The sequence below is a fragment of the Streptomyces rishiriensis genome (genome assembly GCF_003112535.1).
Lineage (GTDB): Bacteria > Actinomycetota > Actinomycetes > Streptomycetales > Streptomycetaceae > Streptomyces > Streptomyces rishiriensis.
Genome location: NZ_BEWA01000024.1, coordinates 107,966 through 129,175, shown reverse-complemented (window position 1 = coordinate 129,175; position 21,210 = coordinate 107,966). Strand labels below are relative to the sequence as shown.

Below are 21,210 nucleotides of genomic sequence, written 5' to 3'. Positions count from 1 at the left end.
CACGCTCAGGACGAGGACCTTCGATCGGCCGTCGACAGCCTCACCCTGGAGATCGCGCAATGACATCGAGCACTGCCCTCGCCACGGTTCCCTCGCACTCAACCGCGCTCCCCGACTGGTCCGCCTGGCTCGCAGAACGCCTCGCTTCCGGTTGGCGAACGACCGAATGGGATCCGACCAAGGCACTGTTCACAGCTGATCCAGACAACCCGACGACCCACGTGTTCACCTGCGTAGTCACGGCTTGCTCCACGCACGTCGGAAATAATGGAAGTCGCTGCGACGCCTGCCGCAAGGCCCGTCTACTCAGGGGAAAACCTGCGGACTTCGACATGACGTACGCCCCGGTGGTGGCTCGTCGACGGCCGAACGTCACAGACGGAGTGAAGCCAGGGGTCTCCCAGTTCTCTCTGGCACGGGTTTCCCCAGCCGTGCGACACGAGATTCTGTATGGGCTTCAGCAACGCGACGACGCTGGAATCAGTCTCGTCCCCCAGCGCATGCGCCGCATCGTGGCCAGCCTCCCGCAGGAGCTCGACTCCCTCCTGAGCCTTGACTCCGGCTTCTCCTCCGAACTCCCCGCTGCTGCCAGAGGCGTTCTCAACAGCGTCCTCCTTCACATCCGATGTGCCCGGGCGGAGTTCGAAGGCGCCGACCCCACCTCGGGCGACATCTGGGAATGCGCGCTGGTGGGCCTCACTGCAGGTCGGGGCAGAAAGTACAAAGCCGTTCAAGGCGTGATCGATTTCCGGCCCGTACGACAGACGTGGCTGCGGGAGCTCGTCAAGGAGTACGGGCGCACTACACGAACCGACGTTCTGGAGCTGAGGCAGACCGTGTACGCCGCGACGATCGCGTCGGCCGCGCTGTCTCACCGCCTCGAGGGGGACGCGCCTGAGCAGCTCTCGATGGCCGACATGAACGCCGTAGTGGACCACTTCCGCCTCAGCAAACGCCCCGAGGACGGGCATAACCACTCTACGAGCCACAGGCGAGCGCTGCTGCGGCGCTGGCGTGCGTTCCTGGAGTTCGTCCGGCAAGCCGGGATGATGGACCACATCCCCGGCGGGTTCGCCGTCAATCCCCGCTTTCACACCATCGCGGCGATCGAGGTGACCGAGGACGACATCGGCCGAGCGGTTCCCGAACATGTCATCGCCCAACTCGATACGCACATCGACCTGCTGGGCACTTCCACGGCCTACGAGAGCGGCGGTTGGACCACTGCTGACTTCGCCCGCATGTACCAGGTGGTCTACACAGTCCTGAGGGACACAGGCCGCCGACCGGGCGAGGTCACCAGCCTGCGACGAGACTGCCTGGAGTGGATCGACGGCAAACCGACTCTGATCTACGACAACCACAAACGGCGCCGACACGGCCGCCGCCTGCCGATCTCCGAGCGCACCGCCCGGGAGATCGAGGCCTGGCAGAAGGAGCTGGAGGCTCTCCCTCCGGTGCCGGCCTGCACCCAGTGGCTGTTCCCCTCCCCTGGTCAACGCAACCGCCCCCGCCGTCGCCACCTCACTGCGGCACAGTTCTGCAGCCGCATCTTCCGTATCTGGGTCGACGAGCTGATCCCCACCATCTGGGACGAGCGCCTGGACGACAACGGCGAACCAGTGGCATACGATCGCACCAAGATCGTTCCCTACGGCTTCCGCCACGCCTACGCCCAGCGTCACGCGGACGCCGGCACCCGGCCGGACGTCCTCCGGGAACTCATGGACCACCGGTCGCTGGACGTCACCATGGGGTACTACAAGGTCTCCCTGAGCCGGAAACAGGAAGCCGTGCGGACGGTCGCGGCGCTCGCCGTCGATCGGCACGGGGAATCCCGTGGGTTCAGCGACCCCCTTGCCTACGAAGTGGAGAGCGTCGGGGTTCCGTACGGCGGCTGCACCGAACCGAGCAACGTCAAGGCCGGAGGCGGACACTGCCGCATCCGCTTCCAGTGCGCCGGCTGCGACTTCTACCGGCCCGACCCCTCCTACCTACCGGCCCTGGAACAGCAGATCGCGGACCTGCGGGCCGACAAGGAGGCCGCTCTGGCAATGGAGGCCGCGGACTGGGTTGTTCGCAATCTCGACGACCAGATCCTCGCGTACTCGAAGTCGGCCGACGAGATGCGGAGGAAGCTCGACGCGCTGCCCGCAGAGGAGCGCGCGGTCGTCGAATCCGCCTCGCGCGAGCTGCGCAAGGCCCGCTCCGCAGCGGCCTTCGTCCCCTTGCAGGCACTGACGACACGGAGCCCCGAATGAAAAGTCTCGCCGCTTCCGGCAGCAATGACCGGAACACACGGGTCGAGCGCCTGCGCGCCAGTCGCGCCAAGGACAGCGAGGACAAGACCAAGCGCGCGCTCGATGCAGTGGACGGCCTTCTCCGCTCGGGACGGCGTATCACCGTAGCCCAGGTGGCGCGGGACGCGGCAGTGTCCACGTGGTTCATCTACAACCAGCCCCAAGTGCACCAGGCCGTTCAGGACGGCACCGCCGCCCAGCGAGAGCGTGTGCGTGACAAGTTCCCCGTTCCGGAGACACGACAGGTCTCCTCTGCCGGGCTGCGGACGGATCTCGCCCTGGCACGCGAAGAGATCAAGGACCTCAAGAAGGAACGCGACCGCCTCCGGACCCGGGTCCGGCTGTCTCTCGGCGCCGAGCTGGACGAGGTGGACCGAAACGAGCTGATCAAGCGGGTGCAGCAGTTGGAGCAGCGGAACACCGCCCTGAGCCAGGAGCTCTCAGAGGCCAGGCTCCGGATCGCCTCCCTGGAAGGCCAGTTGAGTCAGACACAAGATGATCTCACCGCCGCGCGTGTCAGTCTCCGCCGTGCCATGCGGGCCGTTCCGTCTCCGTAGATCCATGCCGTGCCGCCGCCCCTCGCGGCTGTCCGGCTTTCGTGCCGTCTGCCGGACAGCCACGAGGAACACCGGCGCAAAATGGTCAGGACTCCGCCAATGCACAGTCCAGGTCATGCTCAATCGGTGTCCGTCGCGGCCAACATTGCCAGCCGTCGGCGTTCCGGAGAGACCGCGGCGAGGCCGATGTCCCAGGCCACACGCTCGAACCACTTGGTTTCGGCCCCGAAGCCATACCAGGCGCATTCCCGTGCACGTGCCTCGACCTCCTCCACAGGGTCGCCCTCTGCGATTCCGGAGAGGCTGGCCAGAGACTGCCACGCGGCCAGACGGCCGTAGGCCCCACGGGTACCAAAGTTGTAGGCACCTCCCGTGGACGCGGCAGCGAAGAGGACCCGCCACGCCTGGTCCGCCGGGCAGGCCGCGACCGAGAAGGCGGTCTTCTTCCCCGCACCCTTCAGGCACTCCAGCCCCAGTCCCAGCAGCATACTCAGTACCGACTCGGCCTCCAGAGGAGCTGCCAGATCGAAGACTCGTGCCTCGATCCGACCGTTCGACTCCTCGGCCCAGTTCGCCACAGCAGCGCCGATGCCCTTGGCAGCGGCTTCGGTCGTCGTCTCCTCGGCCGAAGGCACATGCGCCCCAGCATCGCCCCGCACCTTGCTGCCTGGCGACGGGCCGTACGGCATCGAATGACTGCCGCCGCGGGCGCCGTAGCTCGGCAGATCCGGCCGTCCTTCCACATCGGACAGCGCCAACGGCAGCCATCCCAGCGGATGGTGCCTCCAGTGCGGCGACATCGCCCACCCTGCGATCCCCGGGGTCTCCATAACGCCGGCACCCCTGAGCACCAGCTCATGGACCAGGCACGCACGCAGTTCCTCGGTGGCGTGTCCGGTGAACGCCACCGCCAGTTCCTTTGCCGGTTGGCTGGAGGCCAGCAGGGAGGCCGCATAACGGTCCAACTTCCCGTCAGCAGCCCCCGCAGATGAGACCAGCCGCAACGCCTGGGCGACGTTCCCGGGACCGGACGTGGTGGCCAGCAGCCGGAGCAGGTAGTCGAAGACGCTCCTGCACTGCCAGATCCGCCCGGCGTCGGAGCCGTAAGCACCTGCGAGCGCGATGCCGAGGTCCGCGAGGAACGCGGCATCCCCCCTCGCGAGACTGCGGTCAGCCACCTTCCACACGTCAGTGACACTCTTCAGGTCCGGCAGCTTCGTCACGATCTTCTGTATGCGGTCAGCCACGGTACGGAGCGTACGCGTCACACAGCCCGAAGCTCGATCGCATTTTCCCAGGTCACTGCAGCCCCATCAGTCCTCGCACTGCTTCAGCATCATCGTCTTGTCCGCCGTGGTAACCGGGAGGTCGTACTTCAACGACACCTGAGCAAAGCGCACCACGTAGGAGCAACGGATCTGCTTGTTCGGGGGCAGCCAGGTCGCGGGCCCCGAGTCGCTCTTCGCGCCATTGGTCGGTCCGTCCACCGGGATCAGGTTGAGCGGGTCATTGGCGATATCCTCACGCTTGCCCTTCGTCCAGCGCGAGGCACCCATCTGCCAGTCGTACGACAACGGCATGACGTGGTCTATCTGGACTGTCGTCGCGCGGGACTTGGCCCACTCGATCGTCTTCCCGGTGTACGGATCGTGCAGCGTCATGGTGGTGACGATGCAGTCAGAGCCAGCCCGGAAGCGGACACTCTCGCCATCGCGTTTCAAGAGATCGTTTCGCGAGTCACACCCGTTGCGGGCGAAGGGAATGCCGCCCGGAGCCGAATCCATCCAGGCGTAGCCGAACTTGTCCCGCTCGTACCCCGTCTTGGGGCCGCGCCCCTTCGTCGCCACCTTCTCGATCAACGACCGCGCCTTGGCTTTGTCCGCGGTGGAGGTGATCGCCGCCAGCCCTGGCTTCGTGCCGTCCGGATTGTCCAGCGGGTTCACAGCCCGACCGTTGCCGACGGCCGAAGCGGCAGGGCCGGAAGGTCCGCTGTCCGCAGGTGGAGCAATGTCCTTGCAGCCGGTGGCCACAAATCCGGCGGCCACCACTACGGCGGATGCCATGAGGACACGCCGTCCTCCATTGCTGTGCCTCATGTACCTCTCAGTAGGCATACCGCACCACCCCCTGGATGAGCTGCGAAAAGTCCGCGATGGCGCCGCGAAGCATAGAGATAACCCGGGTGTCGCAGGCGTTGGAGTCCGTGTCCGCCCAGGCGGCGCCGAACTTCTCCCGGTCGTAACCGGTCTTGGGCGCACGCCCCTTCACGGGCAGCGACCTCGCCGCCGCGAGCGCCGCTCCGCCGCCCGCCGTCGCCCCGGAACCGGTGCCGGGGCCGGCACCGGGGCGGGCCCCGGCTCCCGAGCCGGTGACCTGGTCGGTGCACCCGGACACCGTCATGGCACACATCAGCACGGCGGCAGCAGCCGCCCCGCCCCTCAGACGCCTCACGCGCCCCTCCCCTGTCCGGCTCGCCGCCACTTCGCACAGGGCGGATTCCCCTGCCGGGGACTCCCACACACCGTGGCGAGGGGCGCGCGGAGGCAGTGGGACGATCCGGACCACCGGGGGCTCAAGTGGGCATCCGCCGCATCCCGGGAATATCGTCGGTGGGGAGGCACCTTCTCGCAAAGGAGCTCCGGATGGGCATCTTCGACAGGTTCAAGAGCAACAAGGCGGCCCAGCACAAGGCCAGGGACATGTCCGACGCCGCCGAGCGGACGGTCAACGAGAAGACGGGCGACAAATACGAGTCCCAGGTCGACACCGGGCAGCAGAAGCTGCACGAGCGGCTCGGCATGGACGAGGACCGGCCCGAACAGCCGTAGCCCGCGCTCTCCGGCAGGACCGGGCCTCCCGCACCGACCCGGCCCGCGCCCGAAGCCGTCCCCGGGGAGCGAACTCCCCGGAGGCGGCTTCCGCTCGCGCCGCCTCCGCCGCGGTAGCCCTCGTAGCCCTCGTAGCCCCTCGTTCGTAGCCGTCGTAGCGCCCGTAGCCGTGCTACGAGCCCAGCACCGTCGCCAGGAACTCGCCGACCCAGCCCAGCAGTTCGCGTCCGACCAGCGGCTTGCCGCCGACCTTCGCGGTCTTCGGGCGGGGCACGAGGATCTGGTGCGCGGCCGGCTTGATGACGGACCCGGGGTACAGCCGCTGCAGGCGCAGCTCCTGCGACTCGCGCAACTCCACCGGCGCGAAACGGATGTTGACGCCCTGGAGCACGACCTCGCCGACGCCGCACGCACGGGCCAGCATCCGCAGCCCCGCCACCAGCAGCAGGTTCTCCACCGGCTCGGGCAACTTGCCGTAGCGGTCCACGAGTTCCTCGCGGACGGCCCTGACGTCGTCCTCCGAGTTGGCCGAGGCGATGGCCCGGTAGGCCTGCAGGCGCAGCCGCTCGCCGGGCGCGTAGTCGTGCGGGACGTGCGCGTCGACCGGCAGCTCGATCTTGACCTCGAGCGGCGGCTCCTCCTCGATCTCACCGGTCTCCAGCTGACGCCGGTAGTCCGCCACGGCCTCGCCGACCATCCGCACGTACAGGTCGAAGCCGACGCCCGCGATATGGCCGGACTGCTCGCCGCCGAGCAGGTTGCCCGCGCCGCGGATCTCCAGGTCCTTCATCGCCACGTACATGCCCGCGCCCATCTCGGTGTGCTGGGCGATCGTGGCGAGCCGCTCGTGGGCGGTCTCCGTGAGGGGCTTCTCCGGGGGGTAGAGGAAGTAGGCGTAGCCGCGCTCGCGGCCCCGGCCCACGCGGCCGCGCAGCTGGTGCAGCTGGGACAGGCCGAAGGTGTCGCCGCGCTCCACGATCAGCGTGTTGGCGTTGGAGATGTCGATGCCGGACTCCACGATCGTCGTCGAGACCAGCACGTCGAACTTCTTCTCCCAGAAGTCGACGACGACCTGCTCCAGCGCCGTCTCCGACATCTGGCCGTGGGCGGTCGCGATGCGCGCCTCGGGCACGATCTCGCGCAGTCGCGCGGCCGCCCGGTCGATCGACTCGACCCGGTTGTGGATGTAGAAGACCTGGCCCTCGCGCAGCAGTTCGCGGCGGACGGCGGCCCCGATCTGCTTCTGCTCGTACGGTCCGACGAAGGTGAGCACCGGGTGGCGCTCCTCCGGGGGCGTGGTGATCGTCGACATCTCGCGGATGCCGGTGACCGCCATCTCCAGGGTTCTGGGGATCGGGGTCGCCGACATCGTCAGGACGTCCACGTTGGCGCGGAGCTTCTTCAGCTGCTCCTTGTGCTCGACGCCGAAGCGCTGCTCCTCGTCGACGATGACCAGGCCGAGGTCCTTGAACTTGGTCTCGGAGGAGAACAGGCGGTGGGTGCCGATGACGATGTCCACCGAGCCCTCGCGCAGGCCCTCCAGGGTGGCCTTCGCCTCCGTGTCGGTCTGGAAGCGGGACAGCGCGCGCACCTTCACCGGGAACTGGGCGTACCGCTCGCTGAACGTGCCGAAGTGCTGCTGCACCAGCAGGGTCGTCGGCACGAGGACGGCGACCTGCTTGCCGTCCTGGACGGCCTTGAAGGCGGCGCGGACCGCGATCTCGGTCTTGCCGTAGCCGACGTCGCCGCAGATCAGGCGGTCCATCGGGACCGTCTTCTCCATGTCGTCCTTGACCTCGGCGATGGTGGTGAGCTGGTCGGGCGTCTCCGCGTAGGGGAAGGCGTCCTCCAGTTCGCGCTGCCAGGGGGTGTCGGCGCCGAAGGCGTGGCCGGGGGCCGCCATCCGCGCGCTGTACAGCTTGATCAGGTCGGCGGCGATCTCCTTGACGGCCTTCTTCGCGCGCGCCTTCGTCTTCGTCCAGTCGGCGCCGCCGAGCCGGTGCAGCGTGGGGGCCTCGCCGCCGACGTACTTGGTGATCTGCTCCAGCTGGTCGGTCGGGATGTAGAGGCGGTCGCCGGGCTGGCCGCGCTTGGCGGGCGCGTACTCGACGACCAGGTACTCGCGTGTGGCGCCCTGGACGGTGCGCTGCACCATCTCGATGTAGCGGCCCACGCCGTGCTGCTCGTGGACGATGTAGTCGCCCGCCTCCAGGGTGAGCGGGTCGATGGTCTTCCTGCGCCGCGCGGGCATGCGCGCGCCGTCCTTGCCGGCCGCCTTCTGGCCGGACAGGTCGGTCTCGGTGAGGACGGCGAGACGCAGCGCGTGGTCGACGAACCCGTAGTCGATCGAGCCGCAGGAGACGTGCACGAGCGAGGGGCTCAGCTCGGTCAGGTCGCTGTCCAGGCGGGCGGCGACGCCCTCGCCGCCGAGGACCTCGACCGTGCGGGCGGCCGGGCCGTGCGCCTCGGTGACGAAGGCGACCCGCCAGCCGTCGGCCAGCCAGCCCTTGGTGTCGGCGAGGGCCTTGGCGGTGTCGCCGCGGTAGGTCTCGGGGGCGCGCATGCCGAGCTGGAGGGTGTCCGCCTCCAGCTCCAGGTCGGCCGCGAACGGCGACACCGACCACCACATCATGTCCAGCTCGCGGGCGCGGTCGCGGACGTCCGCGATGGACCACAGGGAGGCCGCGCCGACGTCGATGGGCGCGTCCCCGCCGCCGGCCGTCGCCGCCCAGGACGCCTGCAGGAACTCCTGGGAGGTGGTCACGAGGTCGGCGGCGCGCGTGCGTACCCGCTCCGGGTCGCAGACGACGGCCATCGCGCCCTTGGGCAGGACGTCGATGAGCAGCTCCATGTCGTCGACGAGCACCGGGGCCAGCGACTCCATGCCCTCGACGGCGATGCCTTCGGCGATCCTGCCGAGCAGCTCGCCCAGCTCGGGGTGGAGTTCGGCGAGGTCACGCGCGCGTGTGCGGACGTCGTCGGTGAGGAGGAGTTCACGGCAGGGCGGGGCCCACAGGCCGTGCTCGGCGACTTCCAGGGAGCGCTGGTCGGCGACCTTGAAGTAGCGGATCTCCTCGACGTCGTCGCCCCAGAACTCGACGCGCAGGGGGTGTTCCTCGGTGGGCGGGAACACGTCCAGGATGCCGCCGCGCACGGCGAACTCGCCGCGCTTCTCGACGAGCTCCACGCGCGCGTAAGCGGCTGCGGCGAGGGCTTCGACGATCTCGTTCAGGTCGGCGGTCTGTCCGGAGCGCAAGGCCACCGGTTCCAGGTCGCCGAGGCCCTTGACCTGCGGCTGGAGCACCGAGCGGACGGGGGCGACGACGACGGAGACCGGGCCGGTCTCGGGGTCGTCGGGGCGCGGGTGGGCGAGGCGGCGCAGGACGGCCAGGCGGCGGCCCACGGTGTCGCTGCGGGGGCTGAGGCGCTCGTGCGGGAGCGTCTCCCAGGAGGGGTACTCCACGACGCCGTCGGCCGGGAGCAGCGAGCGCAGGGCGGCGGCCAGGTCCTCGGCCTCGCGGCCGGTGGCCGTGACGGCGAGGACCGTGCGGGTGGTCTCGCGGGCGAGGGCGGCGATCGCGAAGGGGCGGGCGGCCGGCGGGCCGACCAGGTCGACGTGCATGCGGTTGCCGTCGGCGGCCGCGGGGATGGCTTCCGCGAGGGCGGCGTCCTTGACGACGGCGTCGAGCAGACCGTGCAGGCTCATGGGGGGCTTTCCGTCCGAGGGGCCGGGCACGTCCCGTCCTGTTCGGGATACGGGCGCACCGGGTCCGGGGTGGGCAACGCGAAGGGCCCGACGCGTGTCACGGGCCGGGGGCGTCCAGCGTACGACGGGGCGCGGACGTTCGCCGGAGGCTGTGGACAGCTCCCGGGGCCGGGCGGGCCCCGCGCCTCCCCCCGGGGTCGCCCCGGACGGCCACCTCGCACGGGTTGAGACGCACCAGCCAGGCCGGACGCCCTGACGTCCGCACGACCCGGGACGCCCGGACGGCGAGGAGGCCCGAACGGACGGCGAGGGGGCACGCACGGCCCCGGACGCGCGGACGGCCCGGCGCCGGGAAGACTCCCGTCTTCCTCGGTGCCGGGCCGTGCGCCCTCGTGGGTTCCGCGGTGCTAGTCCGTCCCGATCGCGTTCAGGATGTTCATGCGGCCCGCGCGGAACGCCGGGATCAGTGCGGCGAACAGGCCCACGAACGCGGAGCCGATGAACACGCCGATGATCGTCGGCCACGGGATCTGGAGGACGTTCAGGCCCTGCAGGGCGAGCAGCCGCTGGGCGGTCGCGCCCCAGCCCATGCCCAGTCCGAGGCCGAGCAGCGCGCCGAAGAGGGCGATGACGACCGACTCCATGCGGATCATGCGGCGCAGCTGGCGGCGCGAGAGGCCGATCGCCCGCATCAGGCCGATCTCCCGGGTGCGCTCCACCACCGACAGGGCCAGGGTGTTCACCACGCCGAGGACCGCGACGATGATCGCGAGGGCGAGCAGACCGTAGATCAGGTTCAGCAGCTGCCCGATCTGGTCCTTGAGCTCCTGCTTGTAGTCGGTCTGGTCGCGCACGGTGTACTGCGGGTAGTCGTGCAGCGCCGTCTTCAGGGCGGTGTACGCGGTGTCCTGCTGCCCGTCCTTGGCGGTGGCGAAGACCAGCTGGTCCAGCGGCACCTTGCCGGCCGGGACGTACTTCTCGAGGGTGGCGATGGAGACGTACATCGCGCCCTGGTCGACCACGGAGTCACTGCTGGTGATGGCGCGCACCGTCAGCTGGGCGGTGTTCCCGTCCCGGAACGCCACGGAGATCCTGGAGCCGAGCTTGATCTTGTGAGCCTCGGCGAACTTCTCGTGGACGGACATGGAGTCGGGCCGGTAGGCGTCGGCGAGCTTGCCGGCGACGGTGTCGACGCGCAGGTCGGTCGCGTAGGTCGGGTCGGCCGCCGTGATCGACGTTCCGTCGAGGGTCTTGCCGTCGGGGGGGGTGAAGTCGGCCTGGGTCCCCTTGTACTCGGTGACCCGCTTCAGACCGGGGGCCGACTTGATCGCCTGCACCGCCTCCGCCGTCACGCGCTGGCCCTTGTCGTTCTGGATGATGAAGTCCGCGCCGACGCTCTTGTCGAGCCCCTCCGTGGCCGAGGCGACCATGGACGAGCCGACCACCGACAGACAGGCGACCAGCGCGAGGCCGATCATGAGGGCCGCGCCCGTGGCTCCCGTGCGGCGCGGGTTGCGCAGCGCGTTGCGCTCCGCCATCCGTCCGACCGGGCCGAAGGCCCTCAGCAGCACCGCGCCCAGCGCCCGCACCACGCCGCCGGCCAGCAGCGGGCCGATCACCACGAAGCCGATCAGGCTCAGCACCACGCCGACGCCCAGCCACATCGAGCCCGCGGTGGCCTTGTCGGCGACGGAGGCGAGGTAGAGGCCCGCACCGCCCGCGACGGTGAGCAGCAGGCCGATGACGGCCCGCACGACGCCCGCCTTGGCGTCGGCCGGGGCGCCCGCGTCGCGCAGCGCGGCCATCGGGGAGACCTTGCCGGCCCGGCGGGCCGGGAGGTAGGCCGCCAGCACCGTGACGACGATGCCGAGGACCATGCCGACCACCGGGGTCGTCCAGGCGACCGTGAGGTCGTCTGTGGAGAGGTTCATGCCGGTCATTTTCATGAGCTGCATCAGGCCGACGGCGATGCCGATGCCCGCGCCGACGCCGAGGGCGGAGCCGACGACGCCCAGGAACAGCGCCTCCGCGAGCACGGACCGGTTGACCTGCTTGCGGCTGGAGCCGATGGCCCGCATCAGACCGATCTCGCGGGTGCGCTGCGCGACCAGCATCGAGAAGGTGTTGATGATGAGGAAGATGCCCACGAGGAAGGCGACCCCGGCGAAGCCGAGCATCGCGTACTTCATCACGTCCAGCAGGCTGCCGACGCCCTTGCGGTTGGCGTCCGCGGCCTCTTGGGCGGTCTGCACCTTGTAGCCGGCGCCGATCTCGGCCGCGACGCTCTTCTTCAGCTGTGCGTCGTCGACCCCGGCCGCCGCCGTGACGTTGACGTTCGTGTAGACGTCCGGCTCACCGACCAGCGCCTTCTGGGCGGTCGCGGTGTCCAGGTAGAAGATCGAGGCCCCGGGGTTGGTGACCTGGAAGGCGGCGATGCCGGAGATCTTCGCGGTGTGCGTGCCGACCGCGGTGATCACGCCGACCTCGTCGCCGAGCTTGAGGTGGTGCTTGTCGGCGGTGTCCTCGTCGACCATGACCTGGTCGGAGCCCTTCGGCGCCGCACCTTCGGTGATCTTCATGGTGCGGGCTTCGTTGGCGGTCCAGCCGCCGACGATGGTGGGCGCGCCGCTGGACGGCGACAGGCTGTTCTTTTCGGCGTCGACGACGGTCACCGCGCTGGAGAAGACCGATCCCTGTGCCGACTTCACGCCCGGCACCTTGCGGATCTTGTCGAGCACGGAGGCCGGCATGACCGGCGGCTTGCCGTTGTCGGCGGTCGTCTCGCCGCTGTCCGTGGCGCCCTTCGCGCTCACCGTCACATCGGAGGAGGTGGCGGCGAAGAGCTTGTCGAACGTCGTGTTCATCGTGTCGGAGAACACGAGCGTCCCGCAGACGAACGCCACCGACAGCAGGACCGCCACGGCCGACAGCGCCATGCGTCCCTTGTGCGCGAAGAAGTTGCGCATCGAGGTCTTGAGCACGGTCATGACGTACGCCCTCGCGCGTCGAAGTCCTTCATGCGGTCGAGGACGGTCTCGGCGGTCGGCTTGAGCATCTCGTCGACGATCCGGCCGTCCGCGAGGTACAGCACCCGGTCCGCGTAGGAGGCGGCGACCGGGTCGTGCGTGACCATCACGATGGTCTGGCCCAGGTCGTCCACCGAGCGGCGCAGGAAGCCCAGGACCTCGGCGCCGGCGCGGGAGTCGAGGTTGCCGGTCGGCTCGTCCCCGAAGATGATCTCCGGGCGGGCGGCCAGGGCGCGGGCGACGGCGACGCGCTGCTGCTGACCGCCGGAGAGCTGGGTGGGACGGTGCTTGAGCCGGTCGGCGAGGCCGACGGTCTCCACGACCTGGTTCAGCCACTCCTGGTCGGGCTTGCGGCCGGCGATGTCCATCGGCAGCGTGATGTTCTCTATCGCGTTCAGCGTGGGCAGCAGGTTGAACGCCTGGAAGATGAACCCGATCCGGTCCCGGCGCAGCTGGGTGAGCTTCTTGTCCTTCAGCCCGGTGATCTCGGTCTCGTCCAGGTAGATCTCCCCGGACGAGACGGTGTCGAGCCCGGCGAGGCAGTGCATCAGCGTGGACTTGCCGGACCCCGAGGGGCCCATGATCGCGGTGAACTGACCGCGGGCGATGTCCACGTCGACGTGGTCCAGGGCGACGACCTGGGTCTCCCCGGACCCGTACGCCTTGACGACCTGCCGCGCCCGCGCGGCAACGGCCGTACGCCCTCCAGTGCCCCCGTGCCTGGGAATGGTCACAGCCGATGTCACGGTGAATCTCCTATGTCGGATACCAGAAGTAAGGGCGCGGCACGGCGGGCGGTGGTGCTGGGTGATGCGGTGCCCGGTGACGCCATGCCCGGTGTTGCTCGCCGGTCAAGCGCTACGTCGAAGAGCTACGTCGAAGAGTCTGTCCCGGGAGGCGATTCCGCGCGCTGGTGCGCGGACCCGTCTTCCCGGGGGGTTAACCCCACCCCCCGGCACGGGGGCTGGCCGCTCCCTGCCGGTCGCCGTCCACCCCCGTCGACGGCGTAAAGCCAGGTTAAGGAGCGTTGGGGCCCCTCTCCTCATCCGCCGGTACGAACCCTCCCCCAGCCGTAGTACGGAGGCACCCCTAGGGGGCGTCCACCGTGGGGTGGAGAAGCTCTCGGGGTCGTCTCCACCCCCCGGCCCGCCCAGCCTGCACCCTCCCGTCGCGTGAGCCTCAAGTGGTAGGCCGGGTTCCGCCAAACGGGTGCAAGGGCCACGGAGAATCGGCGACGAGGCCGCCAGGCCACGGGACACGCGCCGCGGGCCTCCCGGTCCGGACGGAAACCAGCGGCACGGCGTTCCGGGACTCGAGGTTAACGCCGGTAACACCCCAGGTCAGACGCGGTTCGGCACAGTAAGCGCATACCGACCGGCCAGTTCGGTGAAAAGTCTTCGCAGCGGGTGTACTCCCGAGTAGCGTGCGTCCCTCGCACCCCCCACCTCCCTGCGGTCCGCCGCCACGGACCCGAGCCATGCAAGGAGCGGGATGTCCCACCACCCGTCACGCCCCGACCCCACCCACCCCACCTACCCCTGGCAGCCGCCGCCCCCACCGCCCGAACCGCCACGACGACGCCCCGCGAACCATGCCCCCCTCGGACGCCACAGCGACCTGCGCGTCCTGCGCGGCGCGTACCGCCGCCAGCGCCGCGCGGCCACGCTCACCGCGCTCGGCTACTTCGTCGCCTTCCTCGTCCTGTCCGCGTTCGCGCCGTCCCTGATGACCGGCGAGGTCACCCCCGGGCTTCCCGCCGGACTGCTGCTCGCGCTGCTCCAACTCCCCGTCACCGGAGTGGCGATCGTCGTGTACGAGCGCACCGCCCGCCGCCGCGTCGACCCGCTCGCCGACCGCATCCGCGCCCTTTCCGAGATCGACGCCAGGCGGGACGCCCGCGGAACCCGCCCCAGGGAGGCCGGACGATGACCGAGTTCAGCGGCGACGCACAGACCATGTCCCTCGTGGCGTTCACCGCCGTCGCCACCATCACGCTGCTGCTGTGCGTGATGACCGGCCCCGACCGCGACGACCTCGACGAGTTCTACACCGGCTACCGCTCCCTCTCCCCGCTGCGCAACGGCCTGGCCATCGCGGGCGACTACATCTCCGCGGCCACCGTCCTGGGCACCGGCGGCGTGATCGCGCTGTGCGGCTACGACGGCGTCGTCCTCGCCCTGAGCACGGCGCTCTCCCTGATGCTGCTGATGTTCCTGCTGGCCGAACCCCTGCGCAACGCGGGCCGGTTCACCATGGGCGACGCGCTGGCCCGCCGGATGCCGGGACGCGCGGTGCGCATCACGGCCTGCGCGGTCACCCTCGCCGCGCTGCTGCCGATGATGCTCGTGCAGCTCGCGGGCACCGGCCAGCTCCTCGCCTTCATCCTGGGCTTCTCCGGCGACTCCGTGAAGACGGGCTGCATCGTCTGCATGGGCGTGCTGATGATCAGCTACGCGGCGATCGGCGGCATGAAGGGCACCGCCCTCATCCAGATGCTGAAGATCGTGACACTGCTCGGCTCCGGCGCCGCGATCGCTGTGATCGTCCTGTACCGCTTCGACTGGAACCCCGGCGCGCTCTTCGACGCGGCGGCCGAGGGAAGCGGAGTCGGCGACGCCTTCCTGCGCTCCGGCCTGGAGTTCGCCGGCAGTCCCTACCCCCGCCTCGACATGATCACCGCCCAGCTGTCCGTCGTCCTGGGCGGCGCCTGCCTGCCGCACATCACCATGCGCATGTACACCGCCTCCAGCGCCCGCCAGGTGCGCCGGTCCCTGTCCTGGGCGATCTCGGCCATCGCCCTGTTCGTGCTGGTCATCACGGTCATCGGCTTCGGCGCGACGGCGCTCGTCGGCCGCGCGGTGATCGCCGCGGCCGACCCGCGCGGCAACACCGCCTACCTGCTGGGCTCCCGCGGCGCGTTCGGCCCGGACGTCTCCACCGCCGAGACGCTCCTGTTCACGACGGTCACGACGGCGATCTTCCTCACCGTGCTCGCCTCCGTCGCCGGCATGATCCTGGCCTGCGCCAACTCCCTGGCCCACGACGTCTTCGCCGCCCGCAACCCGCGGATGTCACCGAGCCGCGAGATGCTCCTGGCCCGGCTCTCCGCGCTGGCCGTCGGCGCCCCGACGATCCTGCTGGCCACCCAGGTCCAGCACCGCAGCCTCCAGCCCCTGGTCACCCTCTCCTTCTGCCTCGGCGCCTCGGCGCTCGCCCCGGCGCTGGTCTACAGCCTCTTCTGGCGCCGCTACACCCGCACCGGCCTCCTGGCCACCCTCATCGGCGGCACCGTGTCCGTCCTGCTCCTCATGCCGGGCACCAACCTCGTCTCGGGCTCCCCCCTCGCCGCCTTCCCCGAGGCCGACTTCAACTGGTTCCCCTTCACCACCACCGGCATCGTCACCGTCCCCCTCGGCTTCGCCTTCGGCTGGCTGGGGACCGCGCTCTCGGGCCGCCACACGGCGGAGGAACAGCGCCGCCGGTACGAGGCGGTGGAAGGCTGGATCCTGGCAGGGGCCCTACGGAGAGAGGACTGACACGGTCAGTCGGCTGTGCGGCCGGTGAGGGCGGAGAGGCTGTTGCGGACGTGGTCCATGTGCGCCTGGACGTCCTCCCCGCGCGCGCCATGCTCCTGCAGCAGCCGTTCCGTCTCCCGCTCGGTGCGCTCCTCGCGGGCGCGCGCCTCGGCGAGGATCGCGGCGGCACGCACGTGTGCCTCCTCCTGACCGCGCCGGGCCGACTCCTCGGCCTCGGCGAACGTCTGCTCCGCCGCGGACAGCGCCGCCTCCGCGACGGCCACGGCCCGGGCGTACCGGGCGTCCAGGGCCGCGGCCCGCTCGGCCACCTCGCGCTCCGCGGCGGCCCACCGCTCGGCCTGCTCCCTCTCCTGCTCGGCGAGCATGCCGGCGGTGCGCTGACGCACCTCGCGCAGCGCGGCCAGCGCCTCCCCGCGGTACTCCTTCACCTCGCGCCGGGCGCCGATGCGGACCTCGTCGGCCTCGGCGCGCGCCGCGAGCAACCGCTGACGGGCGCGGTCCTCGGCGTCCGCGCGCAGCGCGTCCGCCTCCTCCTGGGCCGCCCGGCGCACATCGACGGCGCACGTCTCGGCATACGCGACGTCCTCCATCGCCACCCGCCGCGCGTTCTCGCGCACATCCGCCGCCTCTTCGACCGCGAGCTGCAGGATGCGCCGCGCGCGCTCCCCCAGCGAGTCGTACGTCTGCGGCGCGAGCCGCGTCACGACCGCACGCATCTGCTCGGCCTCCGCCTCCATGTCCTTGGCGAGGACGGTGAGACGCGCGGCCCGCTCCCACGCCGCGTCCCGGTCGGCGCAGAGCGCGGCGGTGTACGCCTCCACCTGTTCGGGCCGGTAGCCGCGGCCGCGGACGGTCACGAACCCGGGCGGTGACACCGATGCGCTGCTCATCCTTGAACCCCTCGCCACCAGACGGACACGACATGATGATTTCGCGCATATCTTGATGGATCGGACGGAAGTGTTCATAACGCGACACTCCGCGCACAGGTCACGGCCAACGCTGAAAGCGAGCCGAGCAGGTCCGAACCGCAGAAGGAGTTCGGCCGAACGCGCGGGAAGCTGGGCCCCACGCGGAGAGGGCCGGACCGAACGCGCAGGGGCCGGACCGACACCAGGGGGGCCGGACCGCATACCAAGGGGGCCGGGCCCGGTCCTCCGACCGGGCCCAACGCCAAGGGGGCCGGACCCGGTCCTCCGACCGGGGCCGACCCCCTGCGCGTCACCCGCGCGACCGCCCGCGGGTCAACGGCCGCCCGTCACAGCAGCCCGTCCCACATCTCCTCCAGCAGCACCGACCACCAGCTCTCCGGCGAACCCAGCGCCGCCGGATCGAGCGCGGCCAACTGCGCCTGGAAGTCCACGGTCCAGCGCCCCGCCTGCTCCTGGTTCAGACCGAACCGCAGCCGCCACATCCGCCCGAGCAGCGCCAGACAGCGCGCGAACTCCGGCAGTCCCGTGTTCACGAACTGCGGCGGCACCGATCCACCGCCCGGCCCGGCCTCCACCGGCACCGCCACGATGTTCGCCGTCCCGTACTGCACACAGATCGCCTTGCCGAAGTCACTGCCCATGACGAGGTACGAGCCCGCGTCCGGGGCCGGCTGGACGCCCCGCTCCGCCGCCAGCTCCGCCAGCGTCGGCACCGGCCGCCCCGGCTGGGCCTGCGCCCAGAAGAACGGCCCCATGTCCGCCGGCAGGCCCGCGACCACGAGCGTGTGCGCCACGACCGGCGGCACGCCCTGCCGCGACACCGCCGCCTGCTCGAACCGGAACACCGCCGGCCCGAACACCGCGGCCAGCTCCTGCCCGACCACCTCCGGCGGAACCGGCGGCACGGGCTGCACCGGCGGCAACGGCGCACGCACCGGCGCCGGACGCGCCGGACCGTCCGCCACCTGGTGCAACTCGCCCTGATGCGCCAGCAGTTGCTGCATGCCCTGCTGCCGGCTCGCGTGATCCGTGCCGTACGGCGCGATGCTCGTGATCCTCGCCTGCGGCCACTGCTCCCGGATCATCCGCGCACAGTACGCACCCGGCAGCTCGCACGACTCCAACTCCGTGTGCAGCTCCAGCACCTGGTCCGGGGGCACGTTCATCGCCCGCAGCTCATGGAAGATCTGCCACTCCGGGTGCGGCGTCCCCGGCGCCGAGCGCCGGATCAGCTGCTGCTCCGAACCGTCCTGCGCGCGATAGCGCAGCACCGCCTGGTAACCCGGGCCGACCGTCGGCAGCCCCGGCTGCTGCGGATACCCGTACGCCGGCGGCTGCCCCGGCGCCGGGCCGCCCGGCGGCGGCATCGCACCCGGCGGCATCGGCGGCCGGTGAGCACCCGGCGGCATACCGGGCGCGCCGGGAGCACCCGGGAAGCCGGGGACGCCCGGGACCGGCGGCGGCGGAGGCACACCGGGACCACTCTGCGCGGGCCCGGCCAGCATCGTCCGAGCATGGTGGACGGCGCCCGGCCCACCCGGGGCCTGCTGCGAGCCGGGGCCGCCGGGAGCACCGGGGGGCTGCTGCGCGCCTCCCGCGCCCGGGCCCATCCGACCGGGGTCGGCCAGCATCGTCGCGGCATGGTGAACGCCGCCGGGAGGCGTGCCCCCGGGCGGGTTCGGCCCACCGGGCGCGCCCGGTGCGCCAGGTGCACCTGGTGCGCCAGGCGGCTGCGGCGCACCGGGCCCGGCGGGCCCGTCGGGGCTCAGGGCAGACACCAGCTGCGTGGGCACGTAACCGCCCGCCGGAGCACCCGGAGCACCCGGAGCACCCGGTGCGCCCGGTGCGCCCGGCCCGGCGGACGGAGGCACGGGCGGCGGCGTGCCGCCCGGACGCACGCCGGGCGCGCCCGGCGCACCCGGCGGAGGCGGCGGCATCGCCCCCGCGCCACGGGCACGACGCGGCGGCGGCGCGGCCTTGCTGGTCGCGGCGTCGGCGATGTCACCGGCGTGCGGCGCGAGCGGCCGCGCGGGCGAACCCGGACCCGCGGCAGCGGAAGGCTGCGCGGCCCCCGCTCCGTGCGGATGACCGTAGGACGAGCCGTCGGACACGGGCGGGCCCTGCGGAGTCCCCGGCAGGGAACTCCCCGGCCCGCCCGGCCCACCGGACGCACCGGCACCCTGCGGATAGCCGTACGACGCGGCCGCCGGCCCCGACGGCACACCCGACCCACCGCCCGACCCGCCCGGCCCCGGAGCGCCGAGCGCGGGCGAGACCGCGGTGGGCGGGAGCTGGCTGCCGCCGGACATCAGCGCCGTCTTGGCGTCCGAGTCCGCCGACGGCGGCGCCGTCTCGTCGTCGGAGCCGCTCAGCGGCGGCGCGAACACCGTCGCGGGCAGCGGCACGGAACGGTCGTCACCCGCGTCGCCGTTGGTGTCCGTCCCGGCCCACGGCGTCGCCCCCGCCGGAGCCGGAGCAGAAGCCGGAGCCGGGGCAGCCGACGCCGCACCGACACCCGCGGGCACCCCGCCCTGGGTCTGCGGCAGCCCGCTCCCGGGCGCCCCGCCCTGCGTACGGGGAAGCGAAGGGTCACCGCCGGCCGGGACGCCCGCACCGGAACCCGGCCCGGCCCCCGCGGCCGCAGCCGGCTCCGCAGCGCCACCGCCACCACCGCCGCCACCGCCACCGCCGTCACCAGAACCAGCGTCCCGCCGGTCCGAGATGCCCAGCTTGTCCGCCGCCTCCTGCAACCACTCCGGCGGCGACAGCAGGAACGACGTCTGATTCAGGTCCACCCGCGCCGCAGGCGGCGGCACCGCGTCGACAGGACCGTCCGGACGGCCGTACTCCTCCTCGTACCGGCGGATCACCTCACCCACCGGCGCTGCGGGCCACAACGTGGCCTCCCCGCTGTCCCGGGCGATGACCAGCCGCTGCGCGCCCCCGTCCGAACGAGGACCCTCCGCCCGGTCCTCGGCCCACACCACGAACCCCAGCCCGAACTCCCGCACCCGCACCTCACGGTGCTGATACGCCGGCACATCCCCGTTGATCCACTCTTCGGCGCGCTCCTGCGCCTGCGCGAACGTCACCATCGTCAGCTCACTCCCCCGCACCCGCGGACGACACCGGAACCGCCCGCGCGAACCCGCCGTCCACCATCAGATTCGCCACCGTCTCCAGCTCCGGCGGATTACCGGCCAGCCGCGACAGGAACACGTCGAAGTCCTCACCGCAGGGCAGCAGCAGCCGCTCCATGCGCTCCGCCGGCGACCACCCCGGATCCACGTCCCGCACGTCGTCGTACGCGCAGAACCACACCGAACCGGCCCGCTCGCCCCGCACCTTCACGGCCAGCAGCCCGCCCTGCACGAAAGCGACGCCCAGATAGTCCTTCGTCAGATGATCACGCAGACACTTGTTCACATACACCAGGTCGTTGACCGCCGCCTCATCCCGCACCGTGAAGAACGGCTGGTCCACCAGCAGCCCCAGCTCCGCGTCCAACGCCGCGTCCACCGGCGCACAACCGCCCGCCGCCTTCAGGAACGACCGATACGCACCCGGCAACCGGTACCCCAGGTCCTCCTCGACCCCCTGCACCTGCTGCTCCGTCACCGCCACACCCGACTTCGGCAGCCCGAAATGCGCCGGACGCGTCTCCTGCAGAGGACGCGTCCCCCGCTTCGACTGATCCACCACCGCCGTCGACACCCCGCCGTGATGCCGCAGCAACGCCTTCACCTCGACCGGCACCAGCTCCAGCCGCCGCGAACCCACCACGTGATGCCACGTCCAGCCGTGCGGAGTCGCCACCGCGGACACCGTGTCCCACAGCTCATGCCCCGCAGCCGCCGACGCCGCGTTCGCCGACACGTAGTCCGTCAACCGCAACTCGTCCACGCCGAAACCCTCCGGCGGATCGGCGATCTCCGCGACCGCGCGCGCGTACGGCGAGAAATCCGGGTAACCCCGCTCGTCCACCCGCACACCCCTCGGGTGCCGTGCCGCCCGGACCGGATCCGGGAAATGCACGACCTGCCCGGCATAGGCCGCGTTCGGCGGCGCGGCCTGCTGCCCGAGCCGACCTGTAGTCATGGCGGTTGCCCCCTGCGGCACTCTGTACGGCCCGCAGCGACCCGTTCCGCCTGCGAACCGGCCACCACGCCCCGTATCGACTGTCTCCAACAATCGCCAACGCGCGTCAACCGCGCGCTCACGGTGGCGACAGCCTATGCGGTACGACGACAGCGGTCACCGGCCCTCCGCTTCCGTGACCTGCCGTCACCCCGCCGTGACAGCCAGCCCAAACCCGGGCGTGTCGC

At 71.2% G+C, this 21,210-nt stretch carries 13 protein-coding genes and 1 pseudogene; 5 read left to right on the top strand and 9 right to left on the bottom strand.

Features of this window, described 5'->3' with window-relative positions:
• Positions 1-332: 332 nt before the first annotated feature.
• Both Sri02f_RS34690 and Sri02f_RS34685 read left to right on the top strand, forming a co-directional pair.
• Positions 333-2,261, top strand: coding sequence for a tyrosine-type recombinase/integrase (locus Sri02f_RS34690; RefSeq protein ID WP_159106824.1), 1,929 nt, complete (start codon positions 333-335; stop codon positions 2,259-2,261).
• Positions 2,258-2,857: a DUF6262 family protein gene (locus tag Sri02f_RS34685; RefSeq protein ID WP_109005305.1), complete on the top strand. Its 600-nt coding sequence runs from the start codon at positions 2,258-2,260 to the stop codon at positions 2,855-2,857. Before Sri02f_RS34690 ends, Sri02f_RS34685 begins: the two co-directional genes overlap by 4 nt.
• A 119-nt stretch (positions 2,858-2,976) precedes the next feature.
• On the opposite strand, the gene Sri02f_RS34680 is transcribed toward Sri02f_RS34685, so the two are convergent.
• From Sri02f_RS34680 to Sri02f_RS34670, 3 genes and pseudogenes are all read right to left on the bottom strand, one after another.
• On the bottom strand, positions 2,977-4,104 hold the full coding sequence (locus Sri02f_RS34680) for a DUF6183 family protein (protein WP_109005316.1): 1,128 nt from the start codon (positions 4,102-4,104) through the stop codon (positions 2,977-2,979).
• Positions 4,105-4,170: 66 nt separating this feature from the next.
• Complete coding sequence (locus tag Sri02f_RS34675; protein ID WP_174855767.1) at positions 4,171-4,920, bottom strand: HNH endonuclease family protein; 750 nt, start codon at positions 4,918-4,920, stop codon at positions 4,171-4,173.
• A gap of 115 nt (positions 4,921-5,035) precedes the next feature.
• Positions 5,036-5,308: pseudogene (locus Sri02f_RS34670) on the bottom strand (hypothetical protein); the annotation flags it as partial.
• A 191-nt stretch (positions 5,309-5,499) separates the two neighbouring features.
• On the opposite strand from Sri02f_RS34670, the gene Sri02f_RS34665 reads away from it, so the two are divergent.
• The gene (locus Sri02f_RS34665) at positions 5,500-5,685 is read left to right on the top strand and encodes an antitoxin (protein WP_109005303.1); all 186 of its coding nucleotides are present in this window, start codon (positions 5,500-5,502) and stop codon (positions 5,683-5,685) included.
• Positions 5,686-5,857: 172 nt separating this feature from the next.
• Here Sri02f_RS34665 and mfd read toward each other — a convergent pair whose 3' ends face one another.
• The 3 genes from mfd to Sri02f_RS34650 all read right to left on the bottom strand — a co-directional run bounded on the left by mfd (position 5,858) and on the right by Sri02f_RS34650 (position 13,163).
• On the bottom strand, positions 5,858-9,391 hold the full coding sequence (gene mfd, locus Sri02f_RS34660; RefSeq protein WP_109005302.1) for a transcription-repair coupling factor: 3,534 nt from the start codon (positions 9,389-9,391) through the stop codon (positions 5,858-5,860).
• A 407-nt stretch (positions 9,392-9,798) separates the two neighbouring features.
• Positions 9,799-12,378 carry an ABC transporter permease gene (locus tag Sri02f_RS34655; RefSeq protein ID WP_109005301.1) on the bottom strand — a complete coding sequence of 860 codons (2,580 nt, stop codon included), beginning with the start codon at positions 12,376-12,378 and terminating at the stop codon, positions 9,799-9,801.
• Positions 12,375-13,163 (bottom strand): ABC transporter ATP-binding protein, encoded by a 789-nt coding sequence (locus Sri02f_RS34650; protein WP_109005300.1) that lies wholly within the window; start codon positions 13,161-13,163, stop codon positions 12,375-12,377. The genes Sri02f_RS34655 and Sri02f_RS34650 overlap by 4 nt, the downstream gene beginning before the upstream one ends.
• A 745-nt stretch (positions 13,164-13,908) precedes the next feature.
• Between Sri02f_RS34650 and Sri02f_RS34645 the strand changes: the two genes are divergently transcribed.
• Both Sri02f_RS34645 and Sri02f_RS34640 read left to right on the top strand, forming a co-directional pair.
• On the top strand, positions 13,909-14,346 hold the full coding sequence (locus Sri02f_RS34645) for a DUF485 domain-containing protein (RefSeq protein ID WP_109005299.1): 438 nt from the start codon (positions 13,909-13,911) through the stop codon (positions 14,344-14,346).
• The gene (locus tag Sri02f_RS34640) at positions 14,343-15,953 is read left to right on the top strand and encodes a sodium/solute symporter (protein ID WP_109005298.1); all 1,611 of its coding nucleotides are present in this window, start codon (positions 14,343-14,345) and stop codon (positions 15,951-15,953) included. Before Sri02f_RS34645 ends, Sri02f_RS34640 begins: the two co-directional genes overlap by 4 nt.
• A 5-nt stretch (positions 15,954-15,958) precedes the next feature.
• Here Sri02f_RS34640 and Sri02f_RS34635 read toward each other — a convergent pair whose 3' ends face one another.
• From Sri02f_RS34635 to Sri02f_RS34625, 3 genes are all read right to left on the bottom strand, one after another.
• The gene (locus Sri02f_RS34635; protein WP_167467681.1) at positions 15,959-16,843 is read right to left on the bottom strand and encodes a coiled-coil domain-containing protein; all 885 of its coding nucleotides are present in this window, start codon (positions 16,841-16,843) and stop codon (positions 15,959-15,961) included.
• 368 nt (positions 16,844-17,211) lie between these two features.
• Positions 17,212-19,980: an SUKH-4 family immunity protein gene (locus Sri02f_RS34630; RefSeq protein WP_109005296.1), complete on the bottom strand. Its 2,769-nt coding sequence runs from the start codon at positions 19,978-19,980 to the stop codon at positions 17,212-17,214.
• Between the two features lie 7 nt (positions 19,981-19,987).
• On the bottom strand, positions 19,988-20,983 hold the full coding sequence (locus tag Sri02f_RS34625) for an SMI1/KNR4 family protein (protein WP_109005295.1): 996 nt from the start codon (positions 20,981-20,983) through the stop codon (positions 19,988-19,990).
• Positions 20,984-21,210: the final 227 nt, after the last annotated feature.